Origin of the sequence: Tumebacillus amylolyticus, from assembly GCF_016722965.1 — a bacterium.
Classification (GTDB): domain Bacteria; phylum Bacillota; class Bacilli; order Tumebacillales; family Tumebacillaceae; genus Tumebacillus; species Tumebacillus amylolyticus.
In genome coordinates this window covers 409,028-428,010 of sequence record NZ_JAEQNB010000005.1, presented here as the reverse complement: position 1 = coordinate 428,010, position 18,983 = coordinate 409,028, and the positions used below count along the sequence as shown (strand labels likewise).

At 53.9% G+C, this 18,983-nt stretch carries 17 protein-coding genes and 1 riboswitch; of the genes, 12 read left to right on the top strand and 5 right to left on the bottom strand.

Translation table 11 applies throughout. The features are described 5' to 3' along the window. The first annotated feature begins 292 nt into the window (after positions 1-292). The 6 genes from JJB07_RS24425 (at position 293) to JJB07_RS17550 (ending at position 8,618) form a co-directional block, all read left to right on the top strand. Positions 293-2,335: a radical SAM protein gene (locus tag JJB07_RS24425; protein WP_201637278.1), complete on the top strand. Its 2,043-nt coding sequence runs from the start codon at positions 293-295 to the stop codon at positions 2,333-2,335. Next, positions 2,316-4,136: a B12-binding domain-containing radical SAM protein gene (locus JJB07_RS17570; RefSeq protein ID WP_201637276.1), complete on the top strand. Its 1,821-nt coding sequence runs from the start codon at positions 2,316-2,318 to the stop codon at positions 4,134-4,136. The genes JJB07_RS24425 and JJB07_RS17570 overlap by 20 nt, the downstream gene beginning before the upstream one ends. Next, positions 4,129-5,535: a coproporphyrinogen-III oxidase family protein gene (locus JJB07_RS17565; RefSeq protein ID WP_201637274.1), complete on the top strand. Its 1,407-nt coding sequence runs from the start codon at positions 4,129-4,131 to the stop codon at positions 5,533-5,535. Before JJB07_RS17570 ends, JJB07_RS17565 begins: the two co-directional genes overlap by 8 nt. A 20-nt stretch (positions 5,536-5,555) precedes the next feature. After that, entirely contained in the window at positions 5,556-7,040 is a 1,485-nt protein-coding gene (locus JJB07_RS17560; protein ID WP_201637272.1) for a peptide ABC transporter substrate-binding protein, read from the top strand. 5 nt (positions 7,041-7,045) lie between these two features. After that, positions 7,046-7,198, top strand: coding sequence for a hypothetical protein (locus JJB07_RS17555; RefSeq protein WP_201637270.1), 153 nt, complete (start codon positions 7,046-7,048; stop codon positions 7,196-7,198). 133 nt (positions 7,199-7,331) lie between these two features. Beyond that, complete coding sequence (locus tag JJB07_RS17550; protein WP_201637268.1) at positions 7,332-8,618, top strand: MFS transporter; 1,287 nt, start codon at positions 7,332-7,334, stop codon at positions 8,616-8,618. A gap of 43 nt (positions 8,619-8,661) precedes the next feature. On the opposite strand, the gene JJB07_RS17545 is transcribed toward JJB07_RS17550, so the two are convergent. After that, positions 8,662-9,117 (bottom strand): hypothetical protein, encoded by a 456-nt coding sequence (locus JJB07_RS17545; RefSeq protein ID WP_201637266.1) that lies wholly within the window; start codon positions 9,115-9,117, stop codon positions 8,662-8,664. Between the two features lie 180 nt (positions 9,118-9,297). After that, positions 9,298-9,459, top strand: a riboswitch (cyclic di-AMP (ydaO/yuaA leader). 2 nt (positions 9,460-9,461) lie between these two features. Between JJB07_RS17545 and JJB07_RS24055 the strand changes: the two genes are divergently transcribed. Both JJB07_RS24055 and JJB07_RS17535 read left to right on the top strand, forming a co-directional pair. Beyond that, entirely contained in the window at positions 9,462-10,331 is an 870-nt protein-coding gene (locus JJB07_RS24055) for a C40 family peptidase (protein ID WP_236588153.1), read from the top strand. Between the two features lie 125 nt (positions 10,332-10,456). Beyond that, the gene (locus JJB07_RS17535; protein ID WP_201637264.1) at positions 10,457-11,455 is read left to right on the top strand and encodes a DUF2087 domain-containing protein; all 999 of its coding nucleotides are present in this window, start codon (positions 10,457-10,459) and stop codon (positions 11,453-11,455) included. 111 nt (positions 11,456-11,566) lie between these two features. Here the strand turns inward: JJB07_RS17535 and JJB07_RS17530 are convergent, their stop codons facing one another. Both JJB07_RS17530 and JJB07_RS17525 read right to left on the bottom strand, forming a co-directional pair. Beyond that, positions 11,567-12,247: a carbonic anhydrase gene (locus tag JJB07_RS17530; RefSeq protein ID WP_201637262.1), complete on the bottom strand. Its 681-nt coding sequence runs from the start codon at positions 12,245-12,247 to the stop codon at positions 11,567-11,569. A 164-nt stretch (positions 12,248-12,411) separates the two neighbouring features. After that, positions 12,412-13,335: a ParB/RepB/Spo0J family partition protein gene (locus JJB07_RS17525; RefSeq protein WP_201637260.1), complete on the bottom strand. Its 924-nt coding sequence runs from the start codon at positions 13,333-13,335 to the stop codon at positions 12,412-12,414. Between the two features lie 161 nt (positions 13,336-13,496). Here JJB07_RS17525 and JJB07_RS17520 point away from each other — a divergent pair, with 161 nt between their 5' ends. Beyond that, on the top strand, positions 13,497-14,615 hold the full coding sequence (locus JJB07_RS17520) for a type I restriction endonuclease (RefSeq protein WP_201637258.1): 1,119 nt from the start codon (positions 13,497-13,499) through the stop codon (positions 14,613-14,615). 47 nt (positions 14,616-14,662) lie between these two features. Further along, positions 14,663-15,490: an MBL fold metallo-hydrolase gene (locus JJB07_RS17515; RefSeq protein WP_201637257.1), complete on the top strand. Its 828-nt coding sequence runs from the start codon at positions 14,663-14,665 to the stop codon at positions 15,488-15,490. A gap of 48 nt (positions 15,491-15,538) precedes the next feature. Here the strand turns inward: JJB07_RS17515 and JJB07_RS17510 are convergent, their stop codons facing one another. Continuing rightward, positions 15,539-16,291 (bottom strand): S-layer homology domain-containing protein, encoded by a 753-nt coding sequence (locus tag JJB07_RS17510; protein ID WP_201637256.1) that lies wholly within the window; start codon positions 16,289-16,291, stop codon positions 15,539-15,541. Positions 16,292-16,462: 171 nt separating this feature from the next. On the opposite strand from JJB07_RS17510, the gene JJB07_RS24295 reads away from it, so the two are divergent. Then, positions 16,463-16,585 (top strand): hypothetical protein, encoded by a 123-nt coding sequence (locus JJB07_RS24295; RefSeq protein ID WP_283809144.1) that lies wholly within the window; start codon positions 16,463-16,465, stop codon positions 16,583-16,585. A gap of 193 nt (positions 16,586-16,778) precedes the next feature. Then, a complete protein-coding gene (locus tag JJB07_RS17505; protein WP_201637255.1) occupies positions 16,779-17,780 on the top strand; it encodes a cation diffusion facilitator family transporter in 1,002 nt (333 codons plus the stop codon). A gap of 126 nt (positions 17,781-17,906) precedes the next feature. On the opposite strand, the gene uvsE is transcribed toward JJB07_RS17505, so the two are convergent. Beyond that, complete coding sequence (gene uvsE / locus JJB07_RS17500) at positions 17,907-18,872, bottom strand: UV DNA damage repair endonuclease UvsE (protein WP_201637254.1); 966 nt, start codon at positions 18,870-18,872, stop codon at positions 17,907-17,909. Positions 18,873-18,983 lie beyond the last annotated feature (111 nt).

Genomic DNA, 18,983 nt, shown 5'->3' with positions numbered 1-18,983 from the left:
CTCTGCTGGCCGCCGGTTTTGGCGTAAGAACAGCTCGCGAAAAAAGCGGGGCCCTGCGAAGGGCTCCGCTTTTTTTCTGTCTTTGACAATAAAAATTGAAATGCCCAGGCATGAACCTAATAACTCCCTAATATAATCAAGCAAACGATGATTCGCAGCAATGAAAAGCCAACTTTTAAACTATACAGTACAGTGAGGTGTATGACGACTGGATCTCTTACCAGCAACTGAAAACCATCTTGTCGTAGATTGGGTTGGACCTGTAGCCTGTCCAGTCGAGTCCCTTGGCTGTGTGACAACTGCTTTCGACGTGACTCTGTCTGTAAAAAGTACCTTCGTAGACGAACCGATCTCGGTTGAGATAGCAGGGAACCAAGTTTCCACGGGTGGTTTGTCCATCGTCCGATCAGGCGGTGTCCTGATCGTTCTGTGCGAGGAACTGCTGGTGGAGGGGGAGCGCGTGGATCTGCATGTGATGGGGGAGAGCGCGGACCTGCCGACAACTTGGCGCACGACGATTTTCCTGAAGGCTTCCGGAATTTTGAAACTTGAACCGGCCTTCGCTGACCTGTTGCTGGGCTGGACGGACGACCGAGCCACCGGGCGCGTGCAACGGCCCGTGCCAACCCAAGAGGCAGGCCGGTGGATCTTCGGCGACGAGCACAAGCGTGTGGCGCAAGACCGAGTGTATTTTCAACTGCAACAACCCCCGCGGGAACTGGGGCGCATTCTCTGGGTGTACGCCAATTCCTACATCGACTTGTTGGCGGGGCCGTACGGGTTGGAAATCTTGGACTCGATCGTTCGAGAGGCCGGATTTGTCACTCGCATCACCAACCCGTTCACCGAATTCCTCGACCCGATGCAAGGTCTGCGCGAACTGGTCGCCTCCTACAAGCCCGAGATGATCGGCATCTCGTTTCGAAACATGGACGACGCGCTGATCATCCACGCGCTGGATGGGGAAGCAGACTCCGTTGACACGCTGGAGTTATACCCGGACGTCAAACGAGTCGTGGAAGCTCTTCGCGAGTTCCAAGGGCCGGTCTTCATCGGAGGTGCCGCATTCGGGATGGCTCCCGAGACGTTTCTGGAGAATATGCAACTGGAGTTCGGCGTGATCGGAGCGGCAGACTATGCGATTGCAAAACTCTGTGAACTTTGGTCGCCCGATCTGCTGGCGACGCAAGGTCTGGAAGGATTCCGCCGCCTTTGGTCCCAACTGCCCGGCGCAGTTTGGAAGGAGCAAGGAAGCTTCCACCGCACAGTCGCCTTGCGAACTCGGGTGCTCAATCAATCCACCCGAATCCGCCGCACTTGGACATTTTCCTATAAAAACAAACGCGATTACCTTCCGGAGCCTGTTCGCGGGGCGCAAGGATGCGCGTTGGCGTGCTCCTACTGCGTCGAATCGGTCAACCGCACGCGAATGAGTTCGCGGAGCATCGAGCAGGTCGTCGATGAAATTGAGTTTTCCTTGCGCCGGTACGGAATTCGAGTCTTTCACATGGCGGACTCCGAAGCGAACATTCCGTTCCAACGCCTCACCGATTTGGCGAGGGAACTGATCCGCCGCAACCTGCATCACGAAATCCTGTGGACGGCGTACCTGAACGTTCTGCCCTTTGAAGCGGATGCCATCCCGCTGTTGGTGGAGTCGGGACTGTACAGATTCAAGTTCGCGTTCGACCACTTCGCAGACGACATCCTCAAAAGCTACCACAAAAACTTCCGGGAAAAAGACCTCGATGCGCTCCTCGATGCTTTCGAGCCGTACATAGGACAGGTGCAACTCTATGCGGGCATCTTGCTGGGCGGTCCCGGTGAGGATGAAACGACCTTGCAGTACGCGATGGATCGCATGAAGCAGCACGCCAAGCGCGGGTTCACATTTTACTACAACGTCGGCGTGCGCATCTATCCGGGAACTCCGTTCGGTCTGCAATTTTTGGAAGATCGCACGCAAGCGGGGTATTACGGCCCCGGCAAACACGACGACGGACTCAGCGCGTTGGTCTACTCGGCGCCGCAATCCCCGCGCGTCTTGGCGGCACGAGTCGAGGAGTTTTTCCAAAACTCCCCGCGCGTGTTCCGCATGAACAAGGAGAAAACGACGGGCATCGGGTACGAAGGATACCGCCGCTTCCTGGTGGCGTGGCATGCTTGGCTCGACGGACGCTCGATTGACGCGCTGCAAATCTTGGAAGAGACGGAGAACCTGCATTTGCTGCGCGAAGGTCTGGTGTTACAGCGACTCTTGCGCATGCGTACACGCAAGATTCGAAATCAAAACGCACAAAAGGAGGCGACCCCCAGTGAAAGTGTGTCTGGTTAGACCGTTGTTGTCAGGGAGCGGATTCAATGGCTACCCGTTAAACCTGCTGATCTTGGCTTCGGCGATTCGCGATGCGAGCCATCATCCGATCATCTGCGACTATGATTATCTCAAGGAACTGGACCCGAGTTGGGACAGTCCGGAGTTCGCAGCAAGGGCGGCCGAAGACATTCTGAGCCACAATCCGGACCTCGTCGGGATCACGGCGATGTGCAGCAACTACGTGCTGGCTGTCGATGTGGCCAACGAGATCAAACTTCGAGCTCCTCATGTACACGTCACGTTCGGCGGTCCGCATGTCTCCTTGTGTGCGTTGGAAACGCTGGACAGTTTCCCGTCCGTCGACACCTGCGTCATCGGAGAGGGCGAGATTACATTCCCGGAACTGCTGAACAACCTCCAGTTCGAGGAAGACCTCGCCGGCATTCTCGGCATCGCCTATCGCGACGGGGAGGGCACCCCGGTCAAGACCGCGCCGCGCCCGCTGATGAAAGACATCACGCTCTCGCCCCGTCCCGCCTACGACTTGGTCGACATGCGCTCGTACATCGACACGTCCAAGGACATCTACATGCAAATCTACGCAGGGAGCGGATGCCCGTTCGATTGCGTGTTCTGCTCCACCAGCATCGTCTGGGAAAGAAAGTACCGCGTCATGGGCGCCGAACGCGTCGTTGACGAGATCGAATATCTCCACAAGACCTACGGCGTGACGCACTTCAACCTCATGCACGACAACTTGTCCTCCAACAAACCGTACATCCACGGCATCGCCGAACAGATCATAGAGCGCGGCTTGCAAATCAACTGGGGTTTCTCGTCCCGCATCGACACGCTCGATGAAAAAACATGCCAGATCACCGCAGCGTCCGGCTGCAACTACATCTTCTTCGGTGTCGAGAGCGCCTCGGAAAAAATCCAAAAAGTCATCGGCAAGCGCCTGAAGATGCCGATGATCCACAACACCCTGCGCCACTGCCTCGAAAACGGCATCATGCCGACCACTTCGTTCATCCTCGGATTCCCCGAAGAAGAGCGGGAGGACATCGAAGCGACGATCCGCCTGTCGTTTGCCTGCAAAGTCAACGGAGCTTGGCGTTCGTTCATCAACCTGCTCAGTCCCTACACCGGAACGTATCTCATGCGCAGCTCGGAGAAACTGGTGCTGGATTGGGACAATGTGAACACATCGATGATGAATTTCCTGTACGACAAGCACAAGCGCGAGATTGAAAAAAATCCATACATCTACGCGAACTTCTACTTCCTCGACTACTCGAAAGCGTACCTGAACGAAGCGGACTACTCGGCCCTCGTCGATTTTTACACGATGTGCTTGTTCAAGTATCCGTTCACCATCCATTACCTGATCAACGACTTGGGGATCTCGCCGGTCGCGATCTTTGAAAAATTCCGCGAGCAAGTTGCGAAAATGACGCCGCTGGAACGAGACCGCCTCGATCTGATCATCACCGAAGAAGACCTGTTTGAAATCGCCGGAGAAGACCGTGCGTACGATCTCGTCAGCGTCTTGCGCTACGACCAATCCATCGTATCCGTCTCGAGCGAAAAAACGGGAACCCGCGTCCTCTACCAAGGCTCGGTCTTCCTCGGAGACTCCATCCCGCACAACCTGCTGGAACAATTCGTCGTCACAGAGGGCGTCCGCAATTTCATGCATGAGAACATCGGCGGGCAGCTCGCGACCTATGAATTAACTCATGAGCAATACCAACAATTCCAAGCCAAGCTCTTGCCGGTCTTCTCTCCAGAGCAAAGCGGGGGGGTGCCGCATGCTTAATCTCCACTTGAACGCCCGCCACACGTTGCTCAAATTCGACCAGCAACTGCCCGTCTACAACTGGTACTACCCGTTTCCAAGCGTCGAGGACGACGTGGTCGACACGGACGAAGCCTTGCAATCGATCCCGGTGCGCAAGGACGGTCATCGCGCCCTGTACTTCCACATCCCGTTTTGCGACACGCTCTGCACGTTTTGCCCGTTCTATCGTTCGACCCACTACACATACCATGAATTTATCGACCAATATCTCGAAGCGTTGTTCTTGGAGATGAAGTGGAAATCCAAGTATCCCGGTGTCGGCAAAGTTCCGGTTGACATCATCGCGGTAGGGGGCGGCACACCGTCCGTCCTAAGCGCCGAGCAGATCCTGCGCTTTGGCAGCAAATTGCGGGAGCACTTCGACCTGAGCGAACTGAAGGAATTCACGTTCGAACTGGAAGTGAAAAGCGTCACTCTCGAAAAACTCCAAGCGATGAAGTCAATCGGCGTCAACCGCGTCTCCTACGGCATTCAGACGTTCAACGAAACCTATCGCGAGGTGTTCAACATCACCTCGACGCTGGAACAAGTGCGCCAAGTCTCCGAGTGGGCCACTTCGCTGTTCGAGTACGTCAATGTCGACTTGATCTTCGGCATGGCGGGGCAGTCGCTCGATGACCTCCTCGCCGAAGCGGACGCTGCCATCGCGCTCGGCACCACGACGATCGACTTTTATCCGCTGAACTACATGTCGGCCAGCCTCAAGATGCACCGTTCCTTCAAGGAAAAAGGGCTCGAGATGCTCTCGCCGTCCACCAAGACTTCCTATCGCATGTTCCTTGACGAGTACATGCGCGCCCAAGGCTACCACCCGATCAACGGCTACTCCTACACCCGTCCCAAGCAGTTGCCGACGGAGCGGACCGTGCTCATCCGGGAACCGATCTTCCTCTACCACGACATGCTGTACGGGTACCAAGGAGACGAAGTGATCGGATTCGGTTCCAGCGCCATCTCGCAAGTTCACAACTATACGATGGTCAACCCGAACTCCATGGAAGGCTACATCAAAGCCATGCAGACCGAATCGCTTGATGTCACGACCATCGAGAACTTAAACTGCCCGGAAAAAGGAATCGTGTACTTCCCGTACCGCGGCGTCTTGGACAAAAAACGCATCGATTGGGAGCGAGTCCCCCAAGAAACAATACAGGCGTTGCAAGAAGCGGTGGATCAGGGTCTTGTGCTCGATGAGGGGACTCAATACACGCTCTCACCGTCCGGCTGGCTGTTCTACGTCAACTTGGTCTACTTCTTGACCCCGGAAAAAGGAAAGCAATGGCTGTCGCAGCGCATCGAGATGCGAATCGAAGAGGGCCGAAGCGCAGACGAAGTCAAACTCTATCAAATCATCTGACCCAAGGAGACCGACGCAGCATGATGTTGAACTGGTGGGAAGACCTCAAGCCGGCAGGACCATTGAAAACCCTGAACTTCTTGACCCAAGTGACCCCGTTGACGTTCGATCCGACCGAATCGTTCGATGTGGTCACCCGCAATGTGATCACCAACCTCTACGAAGGGCTGTTGGTGCAAGACCCTGTGACGCTGGAGTTGGGACCGGGCATCGCCGATTCCTGGGAAGTGGTCGAACCGGGTCGCGCCTTTCGCTTCCATCTGCGCACCAACACGCGCTTCTCCGACGGAGACCCGATTTTGGTGGAGGACGTGGTGTACAGCATCCAGCGCATTCCGCAGTTCGAAGGGGTCGGCATCTGGGTTTCAGAGGATGCCCCCCGCGTCATCCGAATTGAGCTGGACCAACCGATGCACTGTTTCCTCGACTACCTTGCCACGCCTTCGTTTAGCATCGTGTCGAAACGTCACGTCGAAATGCACGGCTTCCACCGCGAGAACTTGGTGACGTCAGGCCCGTTCAAACTCAAGGAAAACGCAGACCATCATCCCTCGCTCGTGTTCTTGGAGAAAAATCCCTACTATTGGGACGCTGCCAACGTGCAACTCGACGCCGCGGTGTACATCCCAATCATGGATGCCGACGAGCGCTTGCGACTCTTCCGCACGAGGTACTCGCCGAGCGGGCAGCGGTTGTACTACTTCCTCAACCACGCGCCGGTACTTAGGTACCAAGAACTCAAGCACGACCCGGAGTTGCAACCGGAGCCGGTCTTGGCGACGATCGTCCTCACACCGAACCAGCGAAAAAAACCGCTGGACGACGCCCGCGTGCGTCGAGCGCTTTCGCTCGCCATCTGTCGTCAAAACGTGATCGAGTCCTGCCTCCCGCATCTGGACGCTGCCGATGCTCTCGTTCCGCAGAACATGCGAAATTTCCCGGAAGCTCGAGGGTTGGTGTACGAGAACGAAGGAGAAGCACGGCGCTGTCTGCAAGAGGCGGGCTACGAGAACGGGATTGGATTCCCCGAGATGACGCTGACAATTCTCGGACACGAGTACATGGAGCTCATGGCTCAATCGTTCATCCAAGATTGGAAGCGGGTATTGGGAATCACCGTGCGCTATGAGCGGTTGCCGTGGGGCGAGTATCTACAACGTCTCGACACAGGAGACTACGACTTGCTCTACGAAACGTGGCACACCGACATCGCAGACGCAGGGACGTTCCTGTTGCCGCTCTCCACAGACCATCCGTTCAACACGAGTGGAAGTTCCGATCCGCGCTTTGACGAGTTGATGGAGCGGTCGTTGGAAGAGATGCAAGAGGAGAGGCGCACGGAGCTGTACTTGGAGGCGGAGCGCATTGCGTTGGAAGAGATGGCGACGATCCCGTTGTTTTTCGAAGCCCACTTCTGCATGGTGGACTCCGGTGTGCTGGGGGCGCAGTTAAGTCGCACGGCGGTCTTGCCGCTGAAACACATTGAATTGCTTGAAGGGAGGTGATAATGATGGAAAACGTAAAAGCACTCGCTACCGAGGTTGTCGAAACCGAGGAAACCGTTGAAACGGTTGTCAACGCTGAGAAGCTCTCCGAGGAGGTCGCCCTGACCCCGAAGCGTCTGAGCAAAGTGGTTACGATGCGCCTGCTTTCCGAGTGGTAGAACCTACTTAGGAGAGGAAATACAGACTGCTCTGCAACCGAGAGCAGTCTGTATTTTTCTAAAAATGGTGATTTCCGTTAAGCAAAATGATATTCTGTTTATGACAGAATATTTGAGATAAGGGGTGACGAGCATGAGCAACACGACTTCCACAGCAGCGCCCGGATTCCGCGATGTCATTTCAAACCGCAATTACGTCTGGTTATGGCTAGGCCAAACGATTTCCCAGATCGGGGATTCCCTGACGATCGTCGCCGTCCCGCTGTTGGTGTACGCACTGACACAATCGGCGACTTCTTTGACGTTGACGTTTGTCATTGAATCTCTGCCCTGGATTCTGATCGGACCGTTTGCAGGTGTGTTGATCGACCGCATCAACCGACGAACCGTCCTCATCTGGGTCGATCTCCTGCGAGCTTTGATTGTGGCTGCGATTTTCTTTTCTCATTCCGTGTCGTTGATTTATGTGATGATTTTCTTGTCACAGACGTTGGCGGCCGTGTTCGCTCCGGCTCGTTCGGCGGTCATCCCGGAACTGATCGAGCGCGACTTGTATGTCAAAGCGATCTCTCTGTCACAAAGCTCGTTCCAAACGGTGCAAATTCTCGGACCGTTTTTGGCAACGGGTGTCATTACGTTGTTTGGAGGTCCGAGAGCGTCGTTTCTGGTGGACACCGTCACGTTCTTGGCGGCCGTCTCCTGTACGATGATGATCCGGTTTCCAAAGCAAAGCGTCAAAGCAAACGCCGGGCAACCGAAAGTCTCGTTCTTCAAGTCGTTCGGTGAGGGAACCGCTTTCTTGGTCAAGCACAAAGTCCTGCGCTATGTGACGGCGATCAATCTGTTGAAAGCGGTCACCCAGTCGGTGATCCTCGTGAGCAGCGTTCTGTACGTGAAGACCCAATTGCAGATGTCGGAGCAAGACAGCGACCGTGTGTACGGACTCGTGGTGGCTGCGACGGCGATCGGGATCATCCTCGGTACGACGTTGATCGGAATTTTGGACAAGAAACTCGACCGCCGATTCTTGATCATCGGAGGTCTGATGCTCCAAGGGGCGACGTTCCTGCTGATTCAGTTCCAACCGGGAGCTCTGGCGTTGATCTTGATGTATGGATTCTCCGGTTTCTGTGCGAGCGGGGCTTTGACTCCGGTGTCGGCGTGTTTTGCAGAATCCACGCCGAACGAAGTGCGCGGTCGCGTCTACTCGGTCGTTAATTCGGTTATTCGAATCGCACTCGCCATCGGCTACTCGGCGGCGGGTCTCGTCGGCGCACAATACGGGGCCGTCGCGTTGTTGACGTACGGAGGCATCCTGTTGCTGGTGGCAACTCCGATCTTGACGTTGCTCTTGCAGGGCATTAGCGCGTTGCAAACGAAACAAGCCGTCGTCAATCAAACGGCCACGTCCGCGAAATAGACAAATACAAGAGGAGATCCGCTTAGCGGACCTCCTCTTTTTTTTATATGCACTGGTAGTGGGAAATTTGCTGGAGCGGGATGGTGAATGGTTCCCAACGGCCGATTCTCTGCCGCCAACGGAAGCCGCTCACTAGGTTCCAACTTACATTCGTCGGAAACGCCCAGAACGGACGACCGAATCTCGGCCAGATGAACACGTTTCGATGCAAGCAGAATCGGATGCCGTGCGGGTCTTGCGGATGAAATCCGCCCGGTCCGCCGCCGTGGAACCCCCCGCCCGGTCCGCCGTGAAAAGCTCCTCCTGCTCCACCACCGCCATATTGCTGCGGGAGTTGGGGCTCAAATTGCGGCGGCGGTCCGGGCGGCGCTCCTCCGGGACCTCCTTGGCCCGGGCCAAACGGAGGCGGTGGGGCGGGGCGGTACAGATCGGCAAATGGAACGGCGACGGGAATGTAGGACCAGTCGGAAGAATCGGGCCCTTTTTTGCGACGTGACATAGGGCAATCGCTCCTTTTTCCTGACTTGATTTCTCAATGCTCACAACATATGTAAAGGAGCGGAATTGTGCGTTTGTCCTCCCTGATTTTCTTGTCGATTTTACGTCTGGTCTAAATTACCACTGGTCAAATCTCCCTTAAATTGTTGAGACAATTCAGGTTCCATGTTACCATTTCGACATAGAACGACAGCCGAATCCATAGATTCTAGAACTATGGTACGGGGGACGCAACACATTGGGGTGAATGTACTGGAACCGTTCTGCAAGTCAACGGAACCACAACTAGGGAACCTCTTCCCGAACCCGTCAACTAACCTCGGAGGCATTTAGGAGGACAAACAATTGAAAAAGTACTGGAGACACGTACTCACCGCCACTGCCGTAGTGGCCGGTCTTTCGTCGATGATGGGAACTGCTGCACAGGCAGCCCCGGAGTATGGTGTGAATGTTCAGGTGAACGACCAATTGGTGCAGTTCCCGGATGCAAAACCGTTTCTCGACGACAATGAACGACTACAGGTACCGCTTCGTTTCGTCTCGGAGTCTATGGGCTACGATGTGAAATGGAACGCGGTCGGCGATGATGTCAAAGTCAGCATCGTCAAAGGCTCCCACACCGTCACCGTCCAAACCGGAACCGATACCGGCGTGGTGAACGGTACGCCGGTGGACATGGATACGACGTCTGAATTGATCGACGGTCGTACGTATGTACCCCTGCGTTTTATTACGGAGTCGCTGGGCGGCGCGGTGAAATGGGACGGACCTTCGAGTTCCGCCCTCTTGTCCACAGATGGCAAGACCTACACACCGGTGGCCCAACCACTTCAAGCCTTGGCAGGACCTGCACTTGGAACGAAGATCGTAGAAGGAGCCAAGCAATTCATCGGCGTCCCGTATGTTTGGGGCGGCACGACGCCCAAGGGCTTTGATTGCTCGGGCTTGGTGACCTACGTCTTCAATCAGAACCATGTCTCGGTAACCCGCACCTCGAAACAAATGTTCCAAAGCGGACAAGCCGTGTCCACCAACGCGCTACAACCGGGGGACCTCGTGTTCTTCAACACCTCCGGCGCCGGCGTTTCGCACGTCGGCATCTCGCTTGGCGGTACGCAATTCATCTCGGCGACCTCTTCTTCGGGCGTCAAGATCGATTCGCTCAACTCCGGCTACTGGGGGGCACGCTACCTCGGTGCCAAGCGCGTCCTGTAACAACCACCCAAACACTGTTGAAAAAAGAGCATTCGGGAGACTCCCGGATGCTCTTTTTTGTTTGACACGATCTAGACGTTGTCGTAGTATGTTTATAAAATAGCAAACGTTTGGAGGTTTCGTCTATGTATGAGCGTGGGTACCGAACCGAAGAGGACCACTATGAGTGCCTGTTTTGCGCCGCGTCCTATGAAAAAGGGGTGATCTACCCGGAGGACGGTGTGCTCTACGAGTCGGAGAAAGCGATGAAGCGCCACATCGAGCAAGCACACGGCTCGGTGCTGACCGCTCTGCTCGGACTTGGGAAAAAAGAAACGGGCCTCACCGATACCCAACGCAATTTGCTGGAACTGTTTGCGGCGGGCTACAGCGATGCCGAAATCGCAGCCAGAGTCGGCGGGAGCACGTCCACGATTCGAAACCACCGTTTCACCCTGCGAGAGAAGGAACGGCAAGCGAAAATCTTTCTCGCGATCATGAGCCAACTCGACGGTCTCAGCCCGCAACGAGGTCGTCATTCCGCCAACCACGACCACGTCGGACCAAGCGAGTTCCCAACCAAGGCGAAGAAGCGACTTGAAGCTCTTCAAGACGTGATCAAGTTGTTCCACCCCAATCGTCGGTACACCGAAGGAGAAGTCAACGACATCATCCGCGGCGTGTACACCGACCACGTCTTGGTTCGTCGTCTCTTGATTGAGCACGACATGCTGGACCGCGAAGCAGACGGAAGTACCTACTGGATGAAGGGAGCTCTGGACATGGACAAAAAAGCCCAACTGAAATGGGAGTACAAAAACACCCGCCGTCCCGTCGGCGTCTACCAAGTGAAATGCTTGGTGAACGGCAAAGTTTTGATCGGTAGTTCCAACAATGTAGACGGCATGCTCAACCGCTTGCGATTCGAGTTGAAGTCGAACATGAACAGGATTCCGCAGTTGCAAGCCGACTACAACCAGCACGGAGCCGATCAGTTTGTCTTCGAAGTGCTGGAATTGGTCAAACCGGAGTCCGAGGGTCCGCAAGACTTTGTCGCCGAAGGAGAGCAAGCGAAAGCCTTGGAAGCCAAGTGGTTGGAGAACCTGCAACCGTATGGAGACCGCGGGTACAATGAACAAGAGTAACTTACGAAAAAAAGCCCTGCCGTCGCCGAGACGGGCAGGGCTTCTTTTCGCTGTCACGTAGATGGACAGGGCTTTTTTGCCAGCATGTAGACGGACAGGGCTTTATTTGCATTACTCGCAGTCGAGCAGTTCGACTTTGCCGGTTTCGAGATCGTAGCGGGCGCCGACGATGCGGAATTTGCGTTCGTGAATTCTCTTGGCGTATTGAGGATGGGAAGCTTTGATTTCATCTACGACTCGTTGGACGTTGGCACGGACGGAAGCTTCGACGAGGTCGGAGGGGTGTGATTGTTGCGCGGTTTTCACGGCCGGCGTGATGCGTTTGACGAGCGAGCGAATATGTCCAGAGGGCTGAGTGCCTTTTTCCAAGGCGTCGACGGCGGCTTGAACCGCTCCGCAACGCTCGTGCCCGAGGACGACGATGAGCGGGACATCGAGATGCTCGACGGCGTATTCCATCGAACCCATCACTTCATCGCCGAGCACATGGCCGGCCACACGGGAGACAAAGAGATCGCCGAGCCCTTGGTCAAATACCAACTCCGGCGGAACGCGAGAGTCGGAGCAAGAGAGGACGAACGCAATCGGATGTTGCTTCGGCGCAATCTCATGGCGACGGGCGATGAGGTTCTTCGGATGGCTGAGATGTCCGCTTGCAAACCGTTCATTGCCATCCACCAAAACCTGCAACGCCGCCGCAGAAGGGTCCCCATGCGCCGCCTGCAAGGACTGCGTCGGCAAGAGCGTCAACACAAGCGGGAGAAGGAGTGCTGGAAGCCAGGGTTTTTTCATGAAGAGTCCTCCTATAACGCCGTTGATGATCTTAGTGTGCCAGAGTTGTTACAAGTAAAGTCCCTTGGACGACGGAGTAGGAGGCGAGATTCTTGTAAAGGAAATGGGGGTTGTTGTCACCCTGACATACGTGAACGCATGCGTGCGGGGGAGTTTACTACCGTTCAGCTTTCTTTTTGACGACCGGAAGGGAAGTTATTCCATGTCAAGATGAGTCCTGTTGATTGTGCGAGAACCAGAATTTCTGATTGAAGCTTTTTCTTGTCTTTTTTGTCCAAGTTCTTCATAAAATGATTCTGAGGAGACAATGTAGATTTCATCATTTGAAGGTCTTCTAAAACACTTTCTAATACGATCGCATTGGCTTGCTCGTCCTGGACGTGTCTTATGGTTTGAAAGGAAACTATTTTTCTTGCGTTATGATCTGTAAACTTTGTTTGTGCGATGGTTTGATCGAGGCAGACTTCTTGTAGCTTTTCTGGGAGACGTGAAAAATGAGGCTGTTTCAACACCTTTTTTATGCCATAAATTTGATCGCCGACGAATTTTTTGTTGATATATTTTTCTAGTAAGGATTGGACAATTGGATATACATTCGCTAATTTCTTCAGTTCTCTGTACCCGGTCCAGCCAACTCCTGCCTCTTCAGCCCTCCGTTTTTCATCCTTGTCTTCATTTGCATAGTTCGTATATTTTTTTATGGTCGAGATCGAAACCTTCGATTCAGCCGCGATTCTTTCTACGGTGTACCCCCGCTCAAGAAGATATGCAACCTGTCTCTCCATTCCAAAGCCCGTTTTCTTTTTCCGAGACAATTCCATCTCAAGTCTTTTGAGTACACGCAACTCTGGAGATGTTGGACTTTCTACATAACAGAGGACTTCCTTTTGCTTCAGTTGTTTCAGGCTTTCATAACGGCGGTATCCCTCGACTAAAGTGTATGTGATTTCGTCATCGTTCACTTCTACTAACAACGGTTCATGCAAACCATTTTGGATGATGCGTTCAGTCAATGCATCATCTTTATCTGTTTTTCTAAAGGAATCCTCAACTCGAATCTTCTGAATAGGGATCATAACCAACTTCAACCGGACCACCTCACCATGTAGTTGCCATATAGATATGAAGGGGTGAAATTGTCCCATTCTTTTACGTATAAGAACATTTCGTAAAATATATTGTTATGTTATATTTTGTTTCGAGAGAATCTAGTTTTGACTACTTGAAAAATGAATGGAGGAGCACAGCTGTGGATTTCCGTTTGGAATTGCAAAAGTTGAGTTCACAAGTAACGGAACGTAAGGGATTTATCACGAATGAGGAAATGACCAAACAATCGCTGATCATCCCGTTTTTACAGCGTTTGGGGTACGATGTGTTCAATCCTTTGGAAGTTCGTCCTGAGTATGTATCTGATTTCGGGGCGAAAAAGGGAGAGAAAGTTGATTACGCCATTTTCAAAAACGGCATTCCGATTATTTTCATTGAAGCGAAAGCCGTCACGGAAAAGTTGGACAAGCACAGCGCTCAACTTTCTCGATATTTCAACGCAACGCCGGAGGTCAAGATTGCAATCCTGACCAATGGAGTAGAATACAAGTTTTTTACCGATCTCAATCAAGACAATATTATGGACGATCAGCCGTTTTTCTCTTTTCATATGGAAAATATGTCAAGTGTGGACATGGAATCGATCGAGAGTTTTACACGGGAGCAATTTGATGCTGAGGGTCTGGTCAAGTACGCAGAAGAACTTGTGTATATGTCGAACTTAAACTCCAATCTCAAAGAACTCTTCCGAAATCCGTCCGACGAATTCCTGCGCTTTTTGATCAAGGATTTCAGTAACTCTCGTATTACTTCAAATGTCTTGGAACGTTTCCGCCCGATTGTGAAAAAAGCAATCAGCAATACACTGTTGGAAATCATTAGTGAAGGTCTCTCACCTCGTGATGTCGTGGCAGCAACGGCAGAGGATGCTGTTGCTCCTGAATCTTCACAGGCAGAAGCAGGGGCACGAGGTGCAATCATCACGACCGAAGATGAACTCAAAAGCTATGAGATTGTCAAAGAGGCTTTGACTACCGCGGGTCGCGATGTGTCTGCCTTACACTACAAAGATACGACCGGGTATTTCACGATCTATAACCGCGTCATCACCAAATGGATGTTGCGGATCAATTTGGATGGATCGAACAAATATGTTGTCACGAGGCTTTCCGTAGAAGACTGTGCGAAACTTGCCCAGCTCTATGAAGTAGAGGCTGCTCCGAAGTCTCTGGGGGAAAGCCGGATTCGAATTCAATCGGTCGATGATCTTCTGTTGTTAGAAGAGCTTCTCGTCGTTTGTTTTGACGGCGTGAAGTAGGGCAACTTATCACTGAGCACGTATGTGTTGTGAGGAGGCCATCCTGCATGCAACAGGAACAACCGCAATCTTTAGAGACATCGTCCGGGATGTTGGGGGAGAATCTCGTGCCGGACATCCTGTCGTTGACGTTGCAGATCGTGAATGTACAATTCATCGGGACGCCGGGAGAATCGAGTGACTGGGTGCTGATCGACGCCGGGATGCCGGGGTCGATGGAGCGGATCGTGGAAGTGGCGGAGCAGCGATTCGGGTCGAATCGTCCACCGAAGGCGATCATCCTGACGCACGGGCACTTTGACCATGTCGGGGCGTTTCCGGAGCTGTTGGAAAAATGGGATGTGCCCGTGTACGCACATCCCTTGGAAATTCCCTATCTGACGGGACGAGAAGAGTATCCGCCTCCCGATCCAACGGTCGGCGGCGGGCTTCTCGCAGGCATGTCGTTCCTGTTCCCGAACGACCCGATCCAACTGGGAAGCTCTGTACAAGCTCTGCCCGAAGACGGAAGCGTGCCGTTTCTCGAAGGTTGGAAGTGGCTCCACACGCCGGGTCACACCAAGGGACATATCTCACTGTTCCGTGAGGCAGACCGCGTGGTACTTGCTGGCGATGCGTTTATCACCGTGAAGCAAGAGTCGCTGTTCTCCGTCTTGACCCAAGAGCCGATCTTGCACGGGCCGCCGTGGTATTTCACCCCCGATTGGGAAGCGGCAGAGGATTCGGTGCGACGCTTGGCTGACTTGAAGCCCGCCGTTGCCTACACAGGACACGGGTGGCCGATGTCGGGCGACGTGCTGACACAGGGTCTGGAGTTGCTCGCACGCGACTTCAAAACCCTCGGCAAACCTCAAAGCGGACGCTACGTCCATTGAAAAAAGAGCCTGATACGCGAATCCGCGTGTCAGGCTCTCTTTTTTCCACTATTGGTTCGGTTTGTTCAAACTCTGGTAGAGGTTGTAGAGGGCGACGGCAAGCTCGGCGCGGGTGGCGGTGTCGTTGGGGTGGAACTGGTTGTCAGATTCCCCGCGCATGACGCCGAGGTCGACGATGCGTTGCACATAAGGCGTGTACCAAGCATTCGGGTCGACGTCTGCGAATCGTTGGGAGACCGGAACGGAAGTATTCGGCGGCGTCGGGGTTGCCGGGGTCGTGCCTGTGTTATCGGACGGCTGAGACGGCGGGTTCAAAGCGCCTTGGGTTGCGATCAGGTCGTTGTAGATGGCGAGAATTTTCTCTCCGTAATTCGCACCCGTCGCCCAGCGGCCGGTGAGGGACTCCCACGTCGGAGCAACGCCTCGCGTGACGAGCGTGAATCGCGGATCGAGCTGCACGGTGTTGGCCGGCAACGGCAAGGAACTGGCATACGCGTAGAGATGTTGAATCTGCGCTTCGATGCCCGCTTGCGGAGTCGGGAACACGGCTCCTCGTTCTGTACCGCCAACGGCACCGATGCCCGCGAAGTTGTTCTGCTCGGGGAGGACGAGCCCGCCGAAACGCCAGTAGTTCGTTTCCAAAATCGATTGGCAAAACGCAATGTCGCCGCGCACGCCGTACTTACGCCCGATGGTGATGTACCATGAGGAGTAGTCTGGCGCACTCGGATTGACTTGGTGCAGGTAGTTGCGCAACTGGAACGCGGTCGCAACCGGCTGACCCATGATCGGAGTGGGCATGGTTTTTCACCTCTCTGGGTTCGAAGTTGATTCATAGGTATGCAACGAAGGCAGGAGGACAGCCCAATTTTTTCCTCCCATGACAAGAGCCTTTCCCATTACGGTGCCGTCTGCATGTTATAGGAGTGTCGAGAAGACAACCAAACTTTATTCAAAAGGAGTGTTTCTTTGATGGACGGCGTATTTGGGTATTTCACTCGTTGGGCAGTGGTGTTCCTGATCATCTTCGTATTGTTCTTCCTGCTGGTTCCGAACTGCTACCCGGTTCAAACCACCACGATGCAGTGCTACTAATTGTAGCGCGGAAGAAAGAGCCCCCTTATTGCGGGGCTCTTTTTTTTGCCCGGTTTTGGTAAAAAGCTCGAAATTGACGATGACATTCATTCTCAATGAAAAATCGTGGATTTTCTCCGTTTTTGATAGCCATACGCGAGTTCTCGTGATACTATAATCCAAGACAGGGAAATGGAGAGGGGGACACATCCAGATGCATACTCATCATCACGGTCATGACCACCATCATCATCATATGGGCCACGCGCAGGCTTCGGCGAATTCGGAGCGGCTGATTCGGTTTGGGATGATGCTGACATTTGTGGTGTTTTTGATCAAGATCATCGGAGGCTACTGGACCGGTTCTCTGGCCTTGTTGTCGGACGGATGGCATCTTGCGGGTGACTTGTTGACGCTTGGGCTCTCGTGGTGGGGCGTGAAGCAGTCGCTCAAACCGCCGAGCAGGAGACAGTCGTTTGGCCGATTCCGTGCGGAGATTCTCAGCGCTTTTACGGCGAACTTGATTTTGGTTGGCGTGGGGGCATACATTCTCATCGAAGCGATGCGGAGTGTGACCGAACCGCAACCGGTGTCCAGTGGTTGGATGTTTTGGTTGACGCTTGCGGGTCTTGTGATCTACACGGCCCTGACTTATATGATGAGCAAGGAAAAAGACAACATGAACGCCAAGTCCGCTTGGCTGCACTTCCTCGGCGATGCGTTGTCGTCGCTGGCGATTTTGATCGGAGCCGTGGTGATTCACTTCACAGGCTGGTTCTGGGTCGACCCGGTCTTGGGCGGCTTGGTCGGTCTCGTGATCGGGATTGGCGCGGGGAAAATGGCATGGGAGGGAGCGCACATCCTCCTGCAATTTGCACCGGAGCACTTCGAGCCGGATCAGGTGGAGGAGTCGGTGCTGAAACTGCCAAACGTCTCGGCGGTGACCGACTTGCACCTCTGGAGTCTGACGCCGACGCAGCACTTTATGAGCTGCCATCTCGCGGTGGACGTATCGACGATCGGCGAAGGCGAGATCATCATCCGCCATGTGCAGCAGAAGATGTTGGAGGAGTTCGGCATTCACCATGTGACGATCCAATTGGAGACGTCCTCGTGCAGCACGTGCTTCCACACAGTGGTGGACATGAACTCCCACTGCCAAGACTGCCCGCAGACAGATGCCACCTCCGAGATCATCCAGATCGAACCCAACTAAGAAAAAACGCAACCTCCTAACCGGTTGCGTTCATCTCGACACGATGTTGAAAAAACGTAGCCACAGATCGTGGCTTGCGTTCCTTCTACGATTTGAAAACGCGACCGCGTGAGTGGTTGCGTTTTTTTATTTGTATTCGAAGGTGCCGCCGTCGATTTTTTTCATGCCCTCGACTTGGGCGAGGTCGGCGGCGAGACGGAAGGCGGAGTCGTCTTTTTGCTTGGCTTCGACCATGATGTCGAAGTCTTGGTTGTCGATCTCATGGACGAGGTCGAGAAACGGCACGAGGTCTTGGATGTCGATGTAATCCGCATGATGACGCGGGTCTTCCTCGCTTTTGGGCGACGAGACGTGAATTTTCGGCACCAAACCGGTCGGCTCCCACGTCGCGAACACGCGCGGCACCAAATCCCGCAACTCCTCGTCGCCCGGATTGCAGCGATGGTGATGGATGTCGAGCACCATCGGAATGCCCAGCCGCTCACAGAGTTCCAACGTTTCGAGCGCGGTGTACGTCTTGTCGTCGTTCTCAAGCGTCACACGGCGCTTGACGTGATCAGGCACAGACGCCCAGTTTTCTTCAAATCGTTGCAGCGAGTCGGCTTTGTCCTTGAAACTGCCGCCGACATGCATGACCAGTTTGGCCCGCTCGTCGAGGCCCATCAACTCGAACATTTTGACGTGGCGCTCCATGTCGAGAATGGAGTTGGCGACGACTTCGTCGCTTTTTGAATTCAAGATCGTGTAGTGATCGGGGTGAAACGAGACACGCATCCCCGTGTCGCGCACAAACTTTCCCACTTCTTCGAACTCAGGACCGAGCTTGCTCCAAAAATTCCAGCCCTCCGTCAACTCATGACCGAGCATCGGGATGAGTTTGGAGGTGAAGCGGTACAGATGGATGTCGTGCGCATGAGCATGGCGCAAGATGCGCAGGGTGTTCTGCAAGTTCTTGGCTGCGATGTTCGTCAGTTTGCGCAGACCTGCTTCCCGGTCGATGATCTTGTTGAAATTGGTGACGGTCATCGTCGAGGAAGGTGTTGCGTTCTTGAGGTTCACGGACATCGCGACGAATCCGACGCGGAGTTTCATGAGCGTTCCTCCAACCCATGTGAAAATAGGAACAATCTGTGAAGATGCGAGTATACTGGTACCAAGTGCAGAACTTCACAAGCATGGTTTCCAAACTGTTTGAAAGACTAG